The sequence below is a fragment of the Bacteroidales bacterium genome (assembly GCA_013141385.1).
Taxonomy (GTDB): domain Bacteria; phylum Bacteroidota; class Bacteroidia; order Bacteroidales; family Tenuifilaceae; genus UBA8529.
The window spans coordinates 93,916-111,950 of the sequence record JABFRB010000034.1 but is presented as its reverse complement, the minus strand read 5'-3'; the positions used below and the strand labels follow the sequence as shown (position 1 = coordinate 111,950).

At 35.7% G+C, this 18,035-nt stretch carries 24 protein-coding genes and 2 tRNA genes; 4 read left to right on the top strand and 22 right to left on the bottom strand.

What is annotated here, in order from left to right; all coding sequences use genetic code 11:
• Positions 1-172: 172 nt before the first annotated feature.
• The 5 genes from dapB to thrS form a co-directional block, all read right to left on the bottom strand.
• A complete protein-coding gene (dapB, locus tag HOO91_17880) occupies positions 173-889 on the bottom strand; it encodes a 4-hydroxy-tetrahydrodipicolinate reductase (protein ID NOU19428.1) in 717 nt (238 codons plus the stop codon).
• 142 nt (positions 890-1,031) lie between these two features.
• Positions 1,032-1,376 (bottom strand): 50S ribosomal protein L20, encoded by a 345-nt coding sequence (rplT, locus tag HOO91_17875; GenBank protein NOU19427.1) that lies wholly within the window; start codon positions 1,374-1,376, stop codon positions 1,032-1,034.
• Positions 1,377-1,482: 106 nt separating this feature from the next.
• Entirely contained in the window at positions 1,483-1,680 is a 198-nt protein-coding gene (rpmI, locus tag HOO91_17870) for a 50S ribosomal protein L35 (protein NOU19426.1), read from the bottom strand.
• A 24-nt stretch (positions 1,681-1,704) separates the two neighbouring features.
• Positions 1,705-2,241, bottom strand: a complete 537-nt coding sequence (locus HOO91_17865) for a translation initiation factor IF-3 (GenBank protein NOU19425.1) — start codon at positions 2,239-2,241, stop codon at positions 1,705-1,707.
• Positions 2,242-2,296: 55 nt separating this feature from the next.
• Positions 2,297-4,231, bottom strand: a complete 1,935-nt coding sequence (gene thrS, locus HOO91_17860) for a threonine--tRNA ligase (protein ID NOU19424.1) — start codon at positions 4,229-4,231, stop codon at positions 2,297-2,299.
• Positions 4,232-4,446: 215 nt separating this feature from the next.
• Between thrS and HOO91_17855 the strand changes: the two genes are divergently transcribed.
• The 4 genes from HOO91_17855 to HOO91_17840 all read left to right on the top strand — a co-directional run bounded on the left by HOO91_17855 (position 4,447) and on the right by HOO91_17840 (position 8,359).
• Complete coding sequence (locus HOO91_17855; protein ID NOU19423.1) at positions 4,447-6,624, top strand: S9 family peptidase; 2,178 nt, start codon at positions 4,447-4,449, stop codon at positions 6,622-6,624.
• Between the two features lie 328 nt (positions 6,625-6,952).
• A tRNA-Leu gene (locus HOO91_17850) sits at positions 6,953-7,036 on the top strand.
• 51 nt (positions 7,037-7,087) lie between these two features.
• Positions 7,088-7,171, top strand: a tRNA-Leu gene (locus HOO91_17845).
• Positions 7,172-7,231: 60 nt separating this feature from the next.
• Positions 7,232-8,359 carry a site-specific integrase gene (locus HOO91_17840; protein NOU19422.1) on the top strand — a complete coding sequence of 376 codons (1,128 nt, stop codon included), beginning with the start codon at positions 7,232-7,234 and terminating at the stop codon, positions 8,357-8,359.
• A gap of 65 nt (positions 8,360-8,424) precedes the next feature.
• On the opposite strand, the gene HOO91_17835 is transcribed toward HOO91_17840, so the two are convergent.
• The 17 genes from HOO91_17835 to HOO91_17755 all read right to left on the bottom strand — a co-directional run bounded on the left by HOO91_17835 (position 8,425) and on the right by HOO91_17755 (position 18,035).
• The gene (locus tag HOO91_17835; GenBank protein NOU19421.1) at positions 8,425-8,841 is read right to left on the bottom strand and encodes a hypothetical protein; all 417 of its coding nucleotides are present in this window, start codon (positions 8,839-8,841) and stop codon (positions 8,425-8,427) included.
• Complete coding sequence (locus tag HOO91_17830; protein ID NOU19420.1) at positions 8,838-9,098, bottom strand: hypothetical protein; 261 nt, start codon at positions 9,096-9,098, stop codon at positions 8,838-8,840. The genes HOO91_17835 and HOO91_17830 overlap by 4 nt, the downstream gene beginning before the upstream one ends.
• A gap of 58 nt (positions 9,099-9,156) precedes the next feature.
• Positions 9,157-9,666 (bottom strand): peptidoglycan hydrolase, encoded by a 510-nt coding sequence (locus HOO91_17825; GenBank protein ID NOU19419.1) that lies wholly within the window; start codon positions 9,664-9,666, stop codon positions 9,157-9,159.
• 2 nt (positions 9,667-9,668) lie between these two features.
• Positions 9,669-10,538, bottom strand: a complete 870-nt coding sequence (locus HOO91_17820; GenBank protein NOU19418.1) for a hypothetical protein — start codon at positions 10,536-10,538, stop codon at positions 9,669-9,671.
• A 3-nt stretch (positions 10,539-10,541) separates the two neighbouring features.
• Positions 10,542-11,285 carry a hypothetical protein gene (locus HOO91_17815; GenBank protein NOU19417.1) on the bottom strand — a complete coding sequence of 248 codons (744 nt, stop codon included), beginning with the start codon at positions 11,283-11,285 and terminating at the stop codon, positions 10,542-10,544.
• Between the two features lie 6 nt (positions 11,286-11,291).
• Positions 11,292-11,675 (bottom strand): hypothetical protein, encoded by a 384-nt coding sequence (locus HOO91_17810; protein ID NOU19416.1) that lies wholly within the window; start codon positions 11,673-11,675, stop codon positions 11,292-11,294.
• A gap of 143 nt (positions 11,676-11,818) precedes the next feature.
• Complete coding sequence (locus HOO91_17805) at positions 11,819-12,484, bottom strand: hypothetical protein (protein NOU19415.1); 666 nt, start codon at positions 12,482-12,484, stop codon at positions 11,819-11,821.
• Between the two features lie 34 nt (positions 12,485-12,518).
• Positions 12,519-12,971 (bottom strand): hypothetical protein, encoded by a 453-nt coding sequence (locus tag HOO91_17800; GenBank protein ID NOU19414.1) that lies wholly within the window; start codon positions 12,969-12,971, stop codon positions 12,519-12,521.
• Positions 12,972-12,990: 19 nt separating this feature from the next.
• Positions 12,991-13,146, bottom strand: a complete 156-nt coding sequence (locus HOO91_17795; protein NOU19413.1) for a hypothetical protein — start codon at positions 13,144-13,146, stop codon at positions 12,991-12,993.
• Between the two features lie 36 nt (positions 13,147-13,182).
• The gene (locus tag HOO91_17790; GenBank protein NOU19412.1) at positions 13,183-14,763 is read right to left on the bottom strand and encodes a hypothetical protein; all 1,581 of its coding nucleotides are present in this window, start codon (positions 14,761-14,763) and stop codon (positions 13,183-13,185) included.
• Complete coding sequence (locus HOO91_17785; protein ID NOU19411.1) at positions 14,723-15,082, bottom strand: hypothetical protein; 360 nt, start codon at positions 15,080-15,082, stop codon at positions 14,723-14,725. Before HOO91_17785 ends, HOO91_17790 begins: the two co-directional genes overlap by 41 nt.
• Before the next feature lie 108 nt (positions 15,083-15,190).
• Positions 15,191-15,397: a hypothetical protein gene (locus HOO91_17780; protein NOU19410.1), complete on the bottom strand. Its 207-nt coding sequence runs from the start codon at positions 15,395-15,397 to the stop codon at positions 15,191-15,193.
• Positions 15,398-16,125: 728 nt separating this feature from the next.
• Positions 16,126-16,365: a hypothetical protein gene (locus HOO91_17775; GenBank protein NOU19409.1), complete on the bottom strand. Its 240-nt coding sequence runs from the start codon at positions 16,363-16,365 to the stop codon at positions 16,126-16,128.
• A gap of 11 nt (positions 16,366-16,376) precedes the next feature.
• A complete protein-coding gene (locus HOO91_17770; GenBank protein NOU19408.1) occupies positions 16,377-16,883 on the bottom strand; it encodes a hypothetical protein in 507 nt (168 codons plus the stop codon).
• Entirely contained in the window at positions 16,880-17,560 is a 681-nt protein-coding gene (locus HOO91_17765; GenBank protein NOU19407.1) for a DNA cytosine methyltransferase, read from the bottom strand. Before HOO91_17765 ends, HOO91_17770 begins: the two co-directional genes overlap by 4 nt.
• On the bottom strand, positions 17,550-17,798 hold the full coding sequence (locus HOO91_17760; GenBank protein NOU19406.1) for a hypothetical protein: 249 nt from the start codon (positions 17,796-17,798) through the stop codon (positions 17,550-17,552). The genes HOO91_17765 and HOO91_17760 overlap by 11 nt, the downstream gene beginning before the upstream one ends.
• A gap of 48 nt (positions 17,799-17,846) precedes the next feature.
• Entirely contained in the window at positions 17,847-18,035 is a 189-nt protein-coding gene (locus tag HOO91_17755) for a hypothetical protein (GenBank protein NOU19405.1), read from the bottom strand.

The following is an 18,035-nucleotide window of genomic DNA, read 5'->3' as shown; positions in this document are numbered from 1 at the left end:
GTACTCCAAGCACGAAAAGTCGTCTTTAAACCTGCCTGAAAATTCTATTATGTTTTCCCCTGTAAACTTCATGCGTTCTATGGTTAGAATGCAAATCTAATAATAGTATTTAAATAAACACCTCAAAATTTTTATTTAAAACTTAGCAATTATAATTCTTTTAATTGAAATATTAGAACCTTAGAAGATCTTCCATTGTAAAAAAACCCTTCTTACCTACTAAAAACTCAGCGGCCAAAACAGCACCTACGGCAAAACCTTTTCTACTCTTTGCCCTATGTGTAAGTAAAATCTCATCCTGTTCGGAGTTAAAAGTCACCGTATGAGTCCCAGGCACATCTCCCTCCCTTATAGCCTCAATTGGAATCTTTCCATTACTTTTATTGGGGAGCAGAGTCCACCCATTTAACTCGTCAATAGACTCTGCTATTAGTTGGGCAAGCGTGATTGCTGTTCCGCTGGGTGCATCTAGTTTCTGAGTATGATGAGTTTCAGTAATTGATAACGAATACCCTTTCACATTATTGATATAATCTGCTAAAACTTTGTTCAATCTAAAAAATATGTTGACCCCAATGCTATAATTTGATGCATGAAATAGAGCTGTATTACAATTATCTGCAACGAGTTTAGCATCATCAAGTTTATCCAACCAACCAGTTGTACCCACAACAACAGGAATGTTTGATTCAAGGCATTTTCTTACATTTCGATAAGCAGTAGTTGGTGTACTAAACTCAATAGCAACATCTATTTCTTTAAGGTTTTGCGGTGTTAAGTCGTTCTCATTATCTTTATCAATCTTCAAAATAACTTGATGATTTCGATTCAAGGCAACAGTTTCAACCTCATGCCCCATTTTGCCGTATCCTATAAGTGCAATCTTCATATATTGATTTGTTGTTCGATTTAGTCGAAAGTTACAAAACCTTACACTTAATTTCTAAATTTTATTTAACTGAATGATAATTAACTGTTTGAAATAAAAAAAGGGAAGCCAAACTTCCCTTTCTTTATTCTGAATGTTAAATCTATTTTACGGAATCAACAATTTTCTTGAATGCTTCAGGTTCGTTCATTGCTAAATCGGCTAGAGTCTTGCGATTAATAGCAATTCCTTTTTTATTAACTTGACCGATGAATTCTGAGTATGACATACCATAAAGTCTTACGGCAGCATTAATACGTTGAATCCAAAGAGCACGAAATTCTGATTTTTTCTTCTTACGATCGCGGTAAGCGTAGCCTAAACCTTTCTCAAGGGTATTTTTTGCTACTGTGTAAACATTCCTGCGTCCCAGGAAGTTTCCTTTTGTTTGCTCAAGAATTTTTTTTCTTCTTCTTCTTGATGCAACGGCGTTTACTGAACGTGGCATTTTACATTACATGTTTTGAATGGTTAGCGTTCCTCGTAAGGACTCTTCGTGCTAATTCATTCTGGTTAATAACTAAAAGTAACTAAATCAAAAAAAGAACGTTGTTTTACTTAAGTCCAAGCATAATTTTAACACGATTCGCATCGGTTTTGTGAACCAAACCCATATGAGTTAGGTTTCTTTTCTGTTTGGTTTCCTTTTTAGTAAGGATGTGACTTTTGTAAGCATGTTTCCTTTTGATTTTCCCAGTACCGGTTAAAGAAAATCTCTTCTTTGCTCCGGAATTTGTCTTAATTTTCGGCATTCTTACTTTCTATTTTATTTGTAACTATTTCTTCTTAGCAGATTTTGGAGTTATAAAAATTGTCATCCTTTTTCCTTCAAGTTTAGGTAACTGCTCAACCTTCCCAATCTCCTCTAAATCCTGAGCAAATCTCAGTAAAAGAATTTCCCCTTGTTCCTTAAATAAAATTGAACGACCTTTGAAAAACACGTAAGCTTTTACCTTTGATCCATCTTCCAAAAAATTCTGAGCATGTTTTAGCTTAAAATTATAATCATGCTCATCCGTATTGGGACCAAATCGAATTTCTTTAACCACAACCCGTTGGGTGTTTGCTCGAATTTCCTTTTGTTTCTTTTTCTGTTGATAAAGGAATTTCTGAAAATCGATAATCCTACAAATAGGGGGATCAGCCTTATCTGAAATAAGGACTAAATCAAGTTCAAGGTTTTCGGCCATCTTCCTGGCCTCTTCAATAGAAACAACGCCTTGGTTGTCAATATTATCACCTACAATACGGACAAGTTTATATCTGATCTGTTCGTTAATCAGGAACTTGTTGTCCTTATCTTGCCTTTTAATTAAAACAGGTGCAGCTATTGTTTTATCCTCCGTTATTAGTTAATAATTTGTTTATCTATTCTAATTGTTTTTTAATCTCATCATTAATGAAATTGACGAATTCCTCAAGTTTCATCTGCCCTTTATCACCCTCACCTTGAACTCTAACGGCGACAAGACCAGCTTCTTCCTCCTTTTCACCAACAATAATTAAGTAGGGAATTCTCTTTAACTCGTTATCCCTTATCTTTTTACCAATCTTCTCGTTTCTATCGTCAATCAGCGTGCGAATATCGGAATTATTTAGGAAATTCAAAACTTTTTTTGCGTATTCGTTATATTTTTCGCTGATTGGTAATATAACAGCCTGATCGGGGGTTAGCCAAAGAGGGAATTTTCCACCTGTATGCTCGATAAGAACTGCAACGAATCGCTCCATTGATCCGAATGGTGCACGATGGATCATAATTGGGCGATATCGTTTATCGTCTGCACCTATATATTCAAGTTGGAAGCGTTCAGGAAGGTTATAGTCAACCTGAATTGTACCCAGTTGCCATTTACGTCCAATAGCATCCTTAACCATAAAGTCCAGTTTTGGACCATAGAAAGCAGCCTCACCAAGTACGGTAACAGTTTTTAATCCCTTTTCGTTTGCAGCCTCAATAATTGCTTGCTCAGCTTTATTCCAGTTCTCATCTGTTCCAATATACTTCTCGGTGTTGTTTGGATCACGAAGTGATATCTGAGCGGTAAATTCAGTAAAGTTTAATGTTTTAAAAATGTAAAGTACAATATCAATTACCTTTAAAAATTCCTCTTTAACCTGATCTGGACGACAGAAAAGGTGAGCATCATCCTGAGTAAAACCACGAACCCTTGTCAAACCATGTAGTTCGCCACTCTGCTCGTAACGGTAAACTGTACCAAACTCTGCAAAACGAACAGGTAAATCTTTATATGAACGTGGTTTTGATTTATAAATTTCGCAATGGTGAGGGCAGTTCATTGGTTTTAACATGAACTCCTCCCCTTCCTGTGGCGTTGTAATGGGGCGGAAACTATCCTTTCCATACTTAGCCCAGTGACCAGAGGTGATATATAACTCTTTCTGCCCTATATGCGGGGTAATTACCTGCTCATATCCATGTTTCTTTTGAACTTTCTTTAGGAATTGTTCAAGTTTATCGCGCAATGCAGTCCCACGAGGTAACCATAAAGGTAGACCAGCACCAACATTTTGTGAGAAAGTGAAAAGTTCTAATTCCTTTCCTATTTTCCTGTGATCACGCTTTTTTGCCTCCTCCAGTAGTACAAGATATTCATCTAGCTGTTTCTTTTGAGGGAAAGTAATCCCATAGATACGGGTTAGCATCTTGTTTTTCTCATCACCTCTCCAGTAAGCTCCAGCTATGCTTAGTAGTTTAATTGATTTTATAAAACTTGTATCAGGAAGGTGTGGCCCTCTGCACAAATCGGTAAAACCACCTTGAGTGTAAAGTGTAATGGTTCCATCTTCCAAATCTGAAATAAGTTCTACTTTATAGTTATCGCCCTTATCGTTAAATAATTTAAGGGCTTCAGTTTTCGAAATCTCTTTACGAACAATATCCTGTTTCTCACGAACAAACTCCATCATTTTTTCTTCGATCTTAACAAGATCCGCCTCAACAAGAGTTGTTGTTCCAAAATCTACATCATAATAAAAACCATTCTCGATGCTTGGTCCAATACCAAACTTAGTACCAGGGTAAAGACTTTCGATTGCCTCGGCCATTAAATGTGCTGATGAATGCCAAAATGCATGCTTCCCTTGCTCATCGTCCCACTTGTGTAAGCGAAGGGTAGCATTTGTAGTAATTGGACGGGTAAGATCCCAAACCTCACCGCTAACAGTTACTGAAAGAACTTCTTTAGCAAGTCTTTCGGAAATGCTCTTTGCTACATCAAGCCCTGTTACCCCTTGTGGATACTCTCTAACATTTCCATCGGGGAAAGTAATTTTAATCATACCAATAAAAATTTTCGCAAAATTAAGTATTTCTTTGTGAGTACAATATTTTAAAAGCACAGAAGTCCAAGAATCATTTCAAATAAAGCAATTAAATTTGCAAAAGGCGTTTAGTTTTGATTAATATTCAGATTTTTACTAGCTTGTAAAAAATATCTACCAATTAAGCCTTTAGGCTTTAAGTTGATCAAAATAGAAATTTAATATTTTTCGGTATGAAAAAAAGTTGTTTAACAGCAATTACTTTCTGGGTTATTCTTCTTTCTACTATATCTGTATATTCACAAAAAAGAAAGATCTCATTAGATGATCTCTATAAGAAAGGTGTTTTCTACGAAAAGAGCGTGAGTGGCATAACATCAATGAATAATGGTGAAAGTTATACTTTTTTAGAGGATGACAAAAGGGTTGTAGAATATGATTATTCTTCCGGAAAGCAGCTAAGTGTTCTTTTTGATCCATCGAGTTTTCATAACAATGATTTATTGCGCTTTGAGAACTATACTTTAAGTAATAACGAGACTAAAATGTTTGTAATTACTAATGTTTCAACAATTTATCGACATTCATTTAAAGCCACATACTACATCTATGATATAAAACAAAAAACTTCAGAGCCATTAAGCGAGAGCAATCAGGTAATGTTGGCTACCTTTTCTCCTGATGCACAAAAGGTATCGTATGTTAGGGATAACAATATTTTTATCAAGAATTTAACCACAAAAGAGGAAAAGCAAATAACTTTTGATGGGTTATATAATTCCATAATTAATGGTGCCGCAGATTGGGTTTACGAGGAAGAATTTGCCCTAATAACCGGCATGCAATGGTCGCCTGATAGCAAAAAATTGGCGTTTTACCGATTCGATGAGAGCGAGGTTATGCAATTCAACATGACAAAGTTCCAGAATAATTTATACCCCGAAAACTATACTTTTAAATACTCAAAGGCAGGTGAAAAGAATTCAGTTGTATCTATTCATGTGTACAACACAGAATCGGGTAAAACATTCAAAATGGATGTTGGCGGAGAGAACAACCAATACATTGCCCGTATAAAATGGACATACAGTCCAGATCAGCTTTGCATAATTAGGATGAACCGTTTACAAAATAAGATGGATTTCCTCACAGCCGATGCAAATACTGGAGAATCCAAGACATTTTACACCGAGGAGAATAAGTACTATTTACCTGAACCCACCGACAATCTTGTAACATTCACCGAGGATGGCAAAAACTTTATAATAACCAGCGAGAGGAATGGTTATAATCATATCTACCTTTATGGAATGGATGGTAAATTGGTTAAACAACTTACTGATGGAACGAATGAGGTGATTGAAATATACGGTTATGACGATAAAGGGAAGCGGATTTTCTTCAAAGGATTTGATTTAAGCCCTTTAAGAACCACAATCTATAGCGTAAAGATAGAAGATTTAGAATTAGCTAAACTTTCACCAAATTCGGGGAGTAACAATGCTGAGTTTAGTAAAAACTTCAAATATTTTATTCTCTCACAATCAAACTCTGTAAGCCCCACTCTAGTTACCGTTAATAAAGATAAAGGAAAGCAAATCAGAGTATTGGAGGATAATCATACATTAAAGGAAACCCTTGCATACTATGATATTCCAAAAAAGGAATTTTTCTCATTTAAAACTTCGGAAGGGGTTGATCTCAATGCCTATATCATTAAGCCGCTAAATTTTAACCCATCAATCAAATACCCTGTAATGATGACCCAGTATAGTGGCCCCGGTTCAATTTCTGTTAAGGATGAGTGGGATTTGAGTTGGGATCAATATTTAGCCTCTATTGGGTATATTGTAGTTTGTGTAGATGGTAGAGGCACAGGTGGCAAAGGCGAAGCTTTTCAGAAAATGACTTATGGGCAACTTGGTTACTATGAATCAATAGACCAGATTGAAACGGCAAAATATCTTAAAACTCTTGGATACGTTGATTCTTCAAGAATTGGAATATGGGGATGGAGCTACGGTGGGTACATGTCATCACTGTGCTTATTTAAAGGGGCAGATGTATTCAAAATGGCTATTGCAGTTGCACCAGTAACTAATTGGAGATATTACGATTCGGTATATACCGAAAGGTTTATGGGTTTACCACAGGATAATGCCCTTGGGTATGATAAGAATTCGCCAATTAATTATGTTGATAAGCTGAAAGGTAAACTACTTATTGTTCATGGCACTGGTGATGATAATGTACACATGCAGAATTCTATTGAAATGATTGAAAAGCTGATCCAAGCCAATAAACAATTCGATATGATGTTCTACCCCGATAAAAATCATAATATTTATGGAGGCAATACAACCTTGCATCTTTATACGATGATGAGTAAGTATGTGAAGGAGAATCTTTAGGAGGATGTGATGCGGTTTTGCTGTATAATTGTGATGCTGTGTTCTGGCTTCGATTATTATATTTGGATACTGTATAACAATTATGCTACAACGCTGTAAGTCGGAATTCTGTCAACTGTCTTCCGACTACTAACTTCTGTCTTCCAACCTCTCTCCCATTCTTTTTTTATTTTTACTTTTGAAAAAAGGAGATTTTTATTACTTTTGCAAACGCAATTCCAAAAGCCCAGATGGCGGAACCGAGGAACGAGCTCCCGCCATCTATTTGAAAGTGGCATATTGATGATGGAATTACAAAACGTATAGCCATCATATTCAAAATGATGAAGCCCAGATGGCGGAATTGGTAGACGCGCTAGTTTCAGGGACTAGTATAAGCAATTATGTGCAGGTTCGAGTCCTGTTCTGGGCACTGCAAATGCAGAGGCCCAACGTAATGGTTCTCATTTTATTGAAAGTTTATGCCCAGGTGGTGAAATTGGTAGACACGCCAGCTTGAGGGGCTGGTGATCGCAAGGTTGTGCAAGTTCGAGTCTTGTCCTGGGCACAGTAAATCCCCGCAACGTACTATTAAGTAGTACGTTGCGGGGTTAACTATTTTAGGGCTATGACAACTTTGATACACACGCTTAAATATAAAGAGCCTCACCTAAGAGATTACAAAGGTGATGTAACTAAACGATGGGCTGTTTACTGGTACATCTTTGATACAAAAAATGAAAGGTGGATTAGGCAAGTAAAATGGATTTCCATTAATCTAAACCCTAGAGAGAGGTATACTGAAGCAGAAAGATTAATCAGTGAAATAAAAAAGGATTTAAAGCGAGGGTTTACAGGTGATGCTAAAAAAAATATACCGAGAATCGAGGAGGCTATAGACATGGCCATAGCCTTTAAATCAAACTACCTATCCAGTAGAACCTCTCAGAGCTATACCAATATTGCGGCCAAATTTAAAAAGTGGGCAAAAAAGAATTGCCCTGTAATGAAGGTTACCGATTTTACAAAGTATGATGCTAATAGGTTCCTGAATGAGCTATTTATTAAAAAGAAGTTTGCGGCTAAAACAATCAACTGCTATACTCAATATCTGCAAGCAATTTTCAATTATATAGGCGAACTTCATAAGTTGGATGAAAACCCATTCAAGAAAAAGAAACTTAAAGAGGCTGTACCTGAAATAACTGTTTGGGATGATGGGAGCAAAAAGAAATTAGCTGATTATACCAGGGTGAACGAACCAGAATTATTTATTATAATTCTTTTAGTTTACCACTGCTTTATACGGCCAAACGAAATTAGATTACTCAAGATAAAGGATATTGACCTAGATAAAGGAATAGTTAGAATAAATGCGAGTACCAGTAAAACAAACATATTTAAAAGCCCTACACTATCAAACCAGCTAATAGAATTACTACAGCCAATTGCTAGCAGCTATAACAAAAACCTTTATCTATTCTCCGATGAGTTAAGACCAGGGCCAAAACCAATTAGCAGAAATATAATAAGTATGAGATTTAAGCACATTCGGGAAAAACTAGGAATAAGTAAGGAGCTTAAACTATACTCCTTTAAGCATACTGGAAACTCTGAACTAATAGACCTAGGAATAAATATAAGGGAGCTTCAGCTACAGAATGGACATACCTCAATAGCCATGACCGAAAGATATATATACAGGCTAAACAGCGGAGCAAACCTTAATATAAAGATGAACGTTAAGAATCTTTAAAGGGGTTTAAAAAATACTTTACCTCGACCCATGTTAAGTTTTTTAGATATTCTGTCTGGATTGGGTCAGAACCTATAAAAAGTTGAATCGCTATAAGTTTTATAGCCATTAACAATTTCTCCATACTTAGAATTGTATTTTACCCATAGTTCTAATTGGTCAATAATAGCTTTTTGATTTAGCTGATTTTGATAGATTAACTGGTACTTTAATTGTGCGCCAACGCTTTCAATAATATCTGTTTTTAAAGATTTCACAGAGCTATCAATATACCCTTTAACCTCCTTATTCGTATCAGTTTGCTTTGTTATATCAATTTGAATCTTATTGAGAGTGCTATCAATTGCGCTTAATTTTATGGTTAATTCAGTGTAACGATAATAACCAATCACAATTAAAGGGATGGAAAAAATAATAAGAAGAAGCGTTTTTTTATCTGCTTTTTTCAATAGCTCAATTAGCTGTTCAACTAAAAATCTCATTGCTTTTTTTCAAAATATGTTTTTATAACCAAAACTCTCATATCTGCATCAACTCCAGCAAATGAAACCGTAAATTTATCGTTAATGGTATTTTCAGGATCGTTATCAAAAAACTTTGAATAAGTCAAGGGAATGACAGAATCAACAAAAGCACTATCTGTTCCTATGTTTTCAAAATAAATTTTTGAAAAACCATCAGCTTCAATGCTCTCATTAGATGAGATTATCTCTGTCTTGTAATTAACTAAATAACCCATAGCTAGTCTTTTAAAAGTAAATACAATGCAATGCCTCCAATAAGTAAAGTTCCTAGCCCTATCCCGGTAGCTTTAACAATTTTTTTTTTGCCTGTATACTTTTGATAAGGCTTTCTATCTTGCTATAATATAGTGGGTCTGTAGCATAACCCTTTAGTGCAAGTTCTTTGGCAAATCGAAAAGGATCGCTACTATACTGAAATGCTGTTTTGAAATTTTTAGTAAGCATTATAGCGTAATCATTAAAAGATTCTTGAGGAGTTGGATATTTCCTAAAGTAATCCCTAACAGTATATAAGTACTTACCGCTTGGTTGTTTAACTATGCTTATAATCTCTGGGTATTTCACTTTGTCCGTAACGTGATACTCAGTGGTTTTTATCAGCTGTTTATCACCCTTCCAGTTGCTACCCGCCTTAACGCCAAACATCATATTCCCGGGGGCATACTTCCCATAGCCAGTTTCTAAAATTGATTGTGCCAACGCCACTTCAAAAGGAACTCCATGAGTTTTTTGGCTATTCATTGCATAACTAAAAAAAGTTTCTACAAATTGAATAAGATTCATCACTAATTATTTTTATTTAATAATTTATAGCCGACGAAGCCAACTAATCCCAAAATGGCTAAAGTCTTAATGTTTCCAAAGAAACCGCCAAATGCCTGATCTGTCTTACCCTGATTATACGCTTCGTCAACCTGCTGTTCAAGGTTAGCTTTTAAGGCTTTAGCTTCTTCGGGCTGTAAATTGGCAACTGCTTTCTGTAGTAAAGCTGAATCTTTAAGATTAACCACAGAGTCATCATAATCTGGCTTAAAGGAGTAGTAAATAAGGGCAGTTGCACCAACAGCCACTATTGCACCAGCAGCGGCGGCAATGGCTAAAGAAATTGAACCTACCTCTTCTTTTTCCTTTGAAAACTTACTTTTAATCCAGTCCCACTTATTATTAAGCCATTGCTTAACGGAAACTAGTTTAGAGGTTTGTATTTTCTTTTGCCGCTCGTTATACTGATTTGTGATCTTATTAAACTGTTCCTGAAGCGAAGTAGTATTTAAACCCTTTGCTTTGGCTTTTTCCAATAATTCAGCAATAACTAATAGATTCTTATTAAGCGCAATATCATTTTTTACAAGCTTGCCAACCATTTCTGATGCATACTTCTCAGCATTGGCGTTATTTTTTGAATCAACAAGTTTTACTTGCGATTCGATAACAAAACCATACGTATAACTTCCGATAGGTTTAGCCAAAGAAATTTTAATAAATGTTCCTTCTCTATCTCCCGATGTGCGTCCAACGCTATTACTCGATGCTTCAGTTAATAAAACGTTATTAATCCCTTTAACCGTTTTTGCAGATGAAGGATTAGCATAGACTATTAGGGGCGAACTGCCCTTAAAAACATCCTTATTAGCTAATTTAACATCGTGTACCATAGTCTAACCTAATTTACTTACTGCAAAATCATAAAGTTCGGGGCTTTCCTTTTTTAATTTTGCTAACTTTTGCAATTTGCTAACAAAATTGGGGTCACCATCCGCAAGCTGGGTTAATGCCTCTTCAGCTTCTTTTTGTTGTTGCTCAGCATTAACATTAGAATTACTATTCTTTTGCTCCTGCGGATTAACTGAATTACTAACAACCTTTTTAATATTTAAAGCATCCATAATTACAGGTACATAAGGGAGTAACCGCTCAGAAATGCGGTCTAATCCCGTTGGGGTTAATTCTTTGATTTTTCTTTGTAATTCTAAATTATGCCTCCTTAAGTCCTCAATGGCTTGTTCCTGCTTGAACTTATCCATGAAAACTTTAAACTTATCCTCTGCTATTCTCTCTGCCTCCTCTTTTGAAACAGAGCCAATAGGCATAGAACCAATTGAAGCGTTAATGCTCCCTGTATTTCCTGAGTTTGGGTTTAGAAAAAACCTAAACCTAAAACCTCCTTTAGAAGGGCGGGGTGAATCCGAAAACCAAATTTCAAGATTACAACCACTAGGCATTAAATCCTGAATGAACTCGTTTAACTGAGCCGTTGCACTTTCAATAGTAGCATCAGAATAGTTGTAGTTATCCTGGAGCCTATTTTTGTCCGCAATATCATTTGCATAGGCTGCCCAATATCTACAGTTTAATTTTTCTGGTTTCTTTAAAAGGCTAGGTAAATCAGTTAATGCATTCATACAATTTTATTCGTAATAAATTTCTAACATTACTACTGTGTTACTTGGAATTTCAGCGTTAGCATTAGTTAGTAAAAGAGATGGTAATTTGAAATAACTCTTTTCAAAATTAATTTTCATCTTTTCAATGTACATTGGGTTTCCGGTAGCATCCCAGCATGAAGAAACTGGAAGATCTTTAATTTTAATAGTCCCATTAGAATCTTGAATAGTTATAAATGCTTTCTGCATGAATGGAGTGATATTATTGGCATTTACTTTTCCAGTAGGAGAAACCCCGTAGGCATTAAATATTTTAATACCATATATAAATTTATTAGCCAGCTGATTTCTTGAACCCAAATTAAACATAGTACTCTTGGAGTCAATAGTAATTTCTATCAGTTCCATATTCTTAGTTTTGAACTGAGAATTGACATCCAAATGAAAAGTCTGAATAGTTTGTTGTTGAGCACCCATGGTTATATAAATTAAGGTTATGATTAAAATAAGGCCTATGGTTATAACATAGGCCTTACTATGAAAAATATTCATTACTTTTTAATTGGGGAGTTTGAAATTAAAAAACCCCTGAAAATAAATGCTATGTGAGTCTTATGAGTAGCATCACCTACAATTAGGTGACTGCTATCGAATGGTACGTAAATATCAAACGAAGTCTTCTTGTCACCATCCAGAGTTATTTGAGGTTCCATACCAACAAATCCAGAATCCTTGTCCATTGATGACTTATTATCTGCAGCTGTTTGTTGAGTATCCCCAACGTAGCGGAATTCCAACAAATCCCTTCCAGTGATAATCTGCAATTGGTCTACAGTAAAAAACCATTTACCGTTATAAATAGTTTCTAGATGTAATGGGTTAAGAAGATCGACAATAGGAGTAAATGCAGTTGCATTAGGGTAGGTCTGCAAAACTTCATGACCTATAATGAGAGGATCACGCTGTAAAAGAAACATCCCAATAGATGTTATTACAAAGCGGTCATTTCTTGCCAAACGCTTTTCAGTTTTACTGATATTGCCTGCAGATTCTTCAATTGGAAAATTATAGGATTGTTTCCCTTTTTCCAATATCTGTTCGCTTCTTAAACTTGATGGAGCGATTAGCATATTGGGATATTGCTTTTTAAGCCTATCAAATACCTGTCTATCGGTACTATTAGACAAATACATGTGTACTGTTTTTGTAGCTTCCATGTTAAATTATATTAATAATTATCAAATAGTTACGTTAACTAGTTAAAAAGGACGTTCCATTTATCTCTATGGATTCATCGGAAGTGTTTCCAAGGGTCTCTTCAACAGTATTGATAAACTCATTATTAGTACTGTTTACTTTTTCGGTATCAGTAGGATAGAAAGTTTCACCAATACCTGAGAGCATTTCATCATCCGTGCCACTAACCTTGGTAGGTGTAGGCATAGGATAAATGATATTCCTCATGAGGCTTGCCCCCCCAGCACCAGACATGCCAGCACCTACATGATCAAGAATTTTCATTTTAGTGTTAAATTCTGGTATTATGGCTCCAAGTAATATTTCACCAAGAAACATTACGGTAGGGCTTAATTTACCAGGGATAAATTTTTCTACTAAAATTTCAGCTCCAACGGCAAGTGCTCCCCCGGCTGCACCACCGCCTCCACGCATTAGCGCAGTTTGCGCAATTTTTTTGTAATCCATATAAATAATTTTTTAGTTACTACTTCATTTTAGAAAGCTGGCTACGCTTACTCTGAATCTTCTTTTTTAAAGATTCTTTTTCTTGCTTAGCCTTTTGCATTTTCTTTTTCTGCTCAATCTTACGATCGAGCTTCTTTTCGGTACTCCTTAGTTTCCCTAAACCTTTTACAGACATAGTTTTTACGAATTATTAGTTAAACATTAATTGCTACTATCCACAAATTCCAACTACCTTCTTTCCTCCTGAACTAGGAATGCTCTCCCCTGGTTCTACAGCTTCGGGTTTGCTTTTGATTTCTTTGATAATATCTTCCTTTTGCTGAGTGGTTACCACTTGCTGGGGAGCAATCCTTTGCTGAGGGGTTACCTTTTGCTGAGGGGTTACCGTTTGCCGGGAGGTTACCGTTTGCCGGGAGGTTACCGTTTGCTGAGGGGTTACCGTTTTAAAATCTGCTTCATCGGCAACGTCATTCTTATCGAATGCGGGTGCTTTTTTCCCACTTACCTTGCTGATAACCTTAGCAATTTCTTCAATCGCTTTAATGGCATCATCAACAACACCAATTGCGCCAATACCATTAACTACACCCGTATTTTTAATGATTTCAGCAATTTTAGATTCTGGAGACATTTTGTACTTAGCCATGATGCCGTTGCGGACAATTCCCATGAAATGGTTTTGTTTCATGCCCAAAACATCTACGATAAACTTAGCCAGTAACACCTGTTTATTTCTCTTCCTTTGGGCTTCCTTTGGCAACTTATCAATAGTTGCTTTATCGGTTACGAAAATATAGAGAAAGTTAGGAGCTGCTTTGGGTAGAAATTTTTCTAAAATCATTTGTGCAACTAATCTTAAAGGAGCGGTTACTACATTAACAACGGCTTTAACTGTCTTTTTTGCAACGGTTACCGTTTTTTTAACAAACTTTTTTGCTGCACTTTTGAGCGAACCAACATAGGCGTTTAGCTGCTCATCCTGACCATTATTAAGCATACCTATAATAGCGTTAACGCCGTTAATGGTTTCCTGGTAATCGGCAACCTTTTGGCTTCCAATTCCACGGATAGATGCAACGATGTTCTTTTCAATTTCGAGACGTTGGCGGGCAATGGCTAAATCCATATCCGCTTCGCTCATTTGGTCAATAGGTTTGCTCATTACAAAATCAGTGATTTTGCGTGGAGTTCCATCAACAGCGTTAATGCTTTCACCTGTTGAACCTATGCTATATAAACCTTCCATTTTTGTACCCTTTAAATTATTATAGTAAGTAACGTGCCAATTATTGCCCCGCTTGGTGAAAAGCCATTTATGATTATAGGGCTTTTCTTTATTGAAAATTTTATAAACGGCATCAACTACTACAGTTTTGCCGTTGTGATTGATAATGGGGTAAACATGCCTTGCAATAGGCTCATCGCTATATGATGCAAAAGCGTACTGGTAATTGATTCCTAGATTCTTAAGAACAGAAGCTACAAATAGTGAGTACGATTTACAATCACCCTTTCTAGTATGATTAAGAAAAGCAGGAAGCCTAACTACCTGCAAACCGCTTTTATCCTCAACATACTTGACATCTTTCATTAAAAAGTCAAATAGCTGTATACCCAAATCTTCCAAAGAACTATAGCGAATATCCTTACTAAATTCAACCGTATCCTTCCACGCTATCCGATCATCCCGCATAATCTGATTAATAATATCTGAGGTTTTATAATCCCTCTTAATCAGATTAACTTGATTTCTAAACCTTGCGATTTTTCCTGCTATTTCCGCTAGAGCCATTTGGCGAAGTGTCTTTTAAAAGTGATTCATAATAATTATTAGCGGCAAATAGAGTTCTATACTCAGCATCAATGCCCAAAGCTGGTTTTGTAACACGCCATAAAGCATCGCTCACCTGATTAAGGTACACCATCCTATTTCTTGGATCGTAGTACCTTTTCAGCTCAATCGGGTAAGCAGGAAGGCCTGGGGCTCCCATAGGGTTTGATTCTGATTTAATTGGTTCAGTTGGCTTTATAGTATCAATCTCTGGTTCGGTTGGCTTTATAGCATCAACCTCTGGTTCGGTATTTTGAAAATAACTTTTTCGCCTTCCCATAATAATAGAATTGAGTGGACTTTGAATCTGAATTACAATATCAAAGCACAATTATAATTATGGATATTTTGGGGGTTGGCTAAAATTGGCTAGTTTGTCCGTTTTGGGCTAAAATTTCCCTTTTTGTCCTTGCAAAAATTTAATCAACTCGTTTAATTCTATGCCTTCGTAGTTAGCGTATTCAACAATAGTAACGTTTTGATGCTTCTGTTTATTAAGAGAATCTTTAATAATAGATAGGTAGCGGTTAGCTGTTCTAACACTTTTACCTGTTATTAGCGCAATATCATTAGGTGTAATAAAGAGGTGATTCATAGCTATTGCTTAATACGCAGCAATTATAGTAAATAGTAAAATTGTGGTCAATAGGATTTTTGAAGAAAAATTGAATTACAGAATTTTATTTTTTTTCGATGATTTTAATTACACTGTTAATTTACAATATTTTACAAAAAAAGTAACCGTGGAAATATCAAAGAAATATCAAAGGAATATCTAGGCTATATCCTACCCTTTCCTTTAGGTTTTTTACTAGGGGTTTTTATACTATTTAGCCGTAATTAATATTTGATTTACTATTCTTTTTACATATATTTGAAACTGTTTTGATAGAATATTATCTATTAAATCCCTCCCAAAAATTCCCGAAGAGAAAAAAAAGAAAAATAGGTTTTTGCAAAAAACGCTGACTCTCTGACGGGAAACAAAAAAAACCACTACAACTTACTACAAACCAATTAGTTGATTACCGTCAACTTTATTTTTTTTAGTTTGACTGTAGAATAATACGTTTTGACTGGAGGAATTATTAATTCTTTTTTACAGTCAAAAACATTTTTTAGTGACGAAACTTGACAGCAATTTGACGGTGAAATAAAATACTAATAACCAATACTATACTACTACTAAAGTCAACAGTCAACTAATTACTACTAATAATTAGGTTATTTTATATAAATATTCTTTATAGCCGCAACGAGAAAAGCCGATCCATGGGATCGGCTTTTAGCGTTAGTACATAGTATATTAGTTGACGGCTTTAGCTAATTCTTGACATATCCGGGGTAATCTGTAAATTCTTTAACAAAATAACTTCCATTCTCAAACCCAAAAATGGTGTGCTCTAAGTTCCAATCTTCATTCCAGTTTGAAAAAAAAGTTTCATGTTTTACCGTTAAACCAACTCTCAACCTATTGTTGAGTTCGTCAATTTCTAAGACTTCTACTCTACCGGTGAAGCACTGTTCATTCCCAGTAAATGTCATTCCTATTGTTAGTTTCATAATTTTTAATACTATTTAAAGTTTGACATTTTTAACTCTCTTAATCCTACATACCCTTTGTGCAGCTCTAGCACAACGGAAGCAATTCTATTATAATCAAAAGTTTTGCGTGGAAGTATCGTAACCGATTTCAATCCGAATAAGGCTAACTCTTCTTTCCGTTTGTCGCTATCTGTGATAATGGTTATTGGCATTATGGCTATTACATGGTCGCTCATGGCCATGCACTGCTTCAGTATGTAATAGCCAACTTGTAATCCCTTAAGGTCAATATCCTTTGGTGAATTTTGCAGATTAGCGGTTTTGTGAGAAAAAGGCGGGTTCATAACTATGCAATCGAATCTTTGCTTAAAATTCATAGTGAAGAAATCATCGGGTGCGGTTACTGAAACATCTTTGAGTAGCAATTGTCTAACAATATTTCCTTCACCTGGAGTAGGCTCTAATATTGTGAATGCCCATTCTGGCATAAGTGAAATCATGTATTCACATATTGATGGAGGGGTTTGGTAGTTCATAATGTTTTAAATAATTGTTTGCCAATATATTCTGTGTATGCCGGGGGTATAGCCTCAGCTAATTCAGTATCCTTTTTCATCCAGTCGATGCCCATCGCAAAGCTCCATGTTTCCACAACGGATGATTGTTTAAATTTTGGCATAGCATCACCCTGGCTTTTACGGTACGCTCCCTTGCCAAATATGCAAGCGAAATCACCATCCTTAACCGAACCAATTTTTTGAGGTATATAAGGGTTAAGCATAAACCAGCTAATTAGCTCAAAGTGGCGTTTGCGTAAAACTTTTAACCCGAACATATTACCAGTTAGCACTACATCAGGGCGAATAGGTGCAGTTGGCACATTTTCGATAATGCAAGGTTTTTCGGTTTTGTTGAATAGCTCCCTGATAGGATTAATAATATCAGCATAAACCTTTCCCTTTGCCCTGTGCGGTGCAGTTCCTTGAGTATATTTTTGACAAGGCGGGGAGGCATGGTAAATATCGAAGGTGTTAAGGTTTTCTGCTAGATAGTAAATAGCATCGGATTGAATGAATGTAAAGGGGTAGTTCGGTTGATAATCCTTGTCAATTCCTACTATCTCAATATCTAATCCTAATGCTTTTGCAGCCCTGTAGTAACCTACCGAACACCCGCCAGCTTTACAGCATAAATCGAGGAGTTTAATTACCATGACCGATTGTAATTTTTATTTCGGTTTTTAATCTTTCAGCATCAAATCCTTTTAATCCGAATGCTGCATTTTCAATAGAAAGTATCTTTTCAAGCATTGTTTTTAAAGGTTCTGATTTTTGTTTATAATAGTATTCTGCAAAATCCGTTGTTTCTGCACTATCATGGACAGGATAACCTGAATTAGTTGTATGATGCTCCCCACACCATTCTTTGTAATATTCATCAATATATTTCATATAATTAGGTTAATATTTTTGTGCGCCCGCTCTTTAGTACCTTTCATATTATTGTTTATTATTTAACAATTCTTTTTCTAACTCTCTTAAAACCTCCTCATATAGTGCAATTTGTCTTTTTGTTCGATGAGTTAAAATCATTGCAAATTCCCATTCTGTTCCTTGCACATATCCAGCATAGCCTTTTTTTCTAGCTACTTCTATCTTTATTCTAGTTATTCTATCTACTTCTGTCAT

Coding starts and splice junctions, on each gene's coding strand:
- dapB (NOU19428.1), bottom strand. CDS start 889: ATGAAGATTGCACTTATAGGATACGGCAAAATGGGGCATGAGGTTGAA.
- rplT (NOU19427.1), bottom strand. CDS start 1,376: ATGCCACGTTCAGTAAACGCCGTTGCATCAAGAAGAAGAAGAAAAAAA.
- rpmI (NOU19426.1), bottom strand. CDS start 1,680: ATGCCGAAAATTAAGACAAATTCCGGAGCAAAGAAGAGATTTTCTTTA.
- thrS (NOU19424.1), bottom strand. CDS start 4,231: ATGATTAAAATTACTTTCCCCGATGGAAATGTTAGAGAGTATCCACAA.
- HOO91_17855 (NOU19423.1), top strand. CDS start 4,447: ATGAAAAAAAGTTGTTTAACAGCAATTACTTTCTGGGTTATTCTTCTT.
- HOO91_17840 (NOU19422.1), top strand. CDS start 7,232: ATGACAACTTTGATACACACGCTTAAATATAAAGAGCCTCACCTAAGA.
- HOO91_17835 (NOU19421.1), bottom strand. CDS start 8,841: ATGAGATTTTTAGTTGAACAGCTAATTGAGCTATTGAAAAAAGCAGAT.
- HOO91_17830 (NOU19420.1), bottom strand. CDS start 9,098: ATGGGTTATTTAGTTAATTACAAGACAGAGATAATCTCATCTAATGAG.
- HOO91_17825 (NOU19419.1), bottom strand. CDS start 9,666: ATGAATCTTATTCAATTTGTAGAAACTTTTTTTAGTTATGCAATGAAT.
- HOO91_17820 (NOU19418.1), bottom strand. CDS start 10,538: ATGGTACACGATGTTAAATTAGCTAATAAGGATGTTTTTAAGGGCAGT.
- HOO91_17815 (NOU19417.1), bottom strand. CDS start 11,285: ATGAATGCATTAACTGATTTACCTAGCCTTTTAAAGAAACCAGAAAAA.
- HOO91_17810 (NOU19416.1), bottom strand. CDS start 11,675: ATGGAACTGATAGAAATTACTATTGACTCCAAGAGTACTATGTTTAAT.
- HOO91_17805 (NOU19415.1), bottom strand. CDS start 12,484: ATGGAAGCTACAAAAACAGTACACATGTATTTGTCTAATAGTACCGAT.
- HOO91_17800 (NOU19414.1), bottom strand. CDS start 12,971: ATGGATTACAAAAAAATTGCGCAAACTGCGCTAATGCGTGGAGGCGGT.
- HOO91_17795 (NOU19413.1), bottom strand. CDS start 13,146: ATGTCTGTAAAAGGTTTAGGGAAACTAAGGAGTACCGAAAAGAAGCTC.
- HOO91_17790 (NOU19412.1), bottom strand. CDS start 14,763: ATGGCTCTAGCGGAAATAGCAGGAAAAATCGCAAGGTTTAGAAATCAA.
- HOO91_17785 (NOU19411.1), bottom strand. CDS start 15,082: ATGGGAAGGCGAAAAAGTTATTTTCAAAATACCGAACCAGAGGTTGAT.
- HOO91_17780 (NOU19410.1), bottom strand. CDS start 15,397: ATGAATCACCTCTTTATTACACCTAATGATATTGCGCTAATAACAGGT.
- HOO91_17775 (NOU19409.1), bottom strand. CDS start 16,365: ATGAAACTAACAATAGGAATGACATTTACTGGGAATGAACAGTGCTTC.
- HOO91_17770 (NOU19408.1), bottom strand. CDS start 16,883: ATGAACTACCAAACCCCTCCATCAATATGTGAATACATGATTTCACTT.
- HOO91_17765 (NOU19407.1), bottom strand. CDS start 17,560: ATGGTAATTAAACTCCTCGATTTATGCTGTAAAGCTGGCGGGTGTTCG.
- HOO91_17760 (NOU19406.1), bottom strand. CDS start 17,798: ATGAAATATATTGATGAATATTACAAAGAATGGTGTGGGGAGCATCAT.
- HOO91_17755 (NOU19405.1), bottom strand. CDS start 18,035: ATGACAGAAGTAGATAGAATAACTAGAATAAAGATAGAAGTAGCTAGA.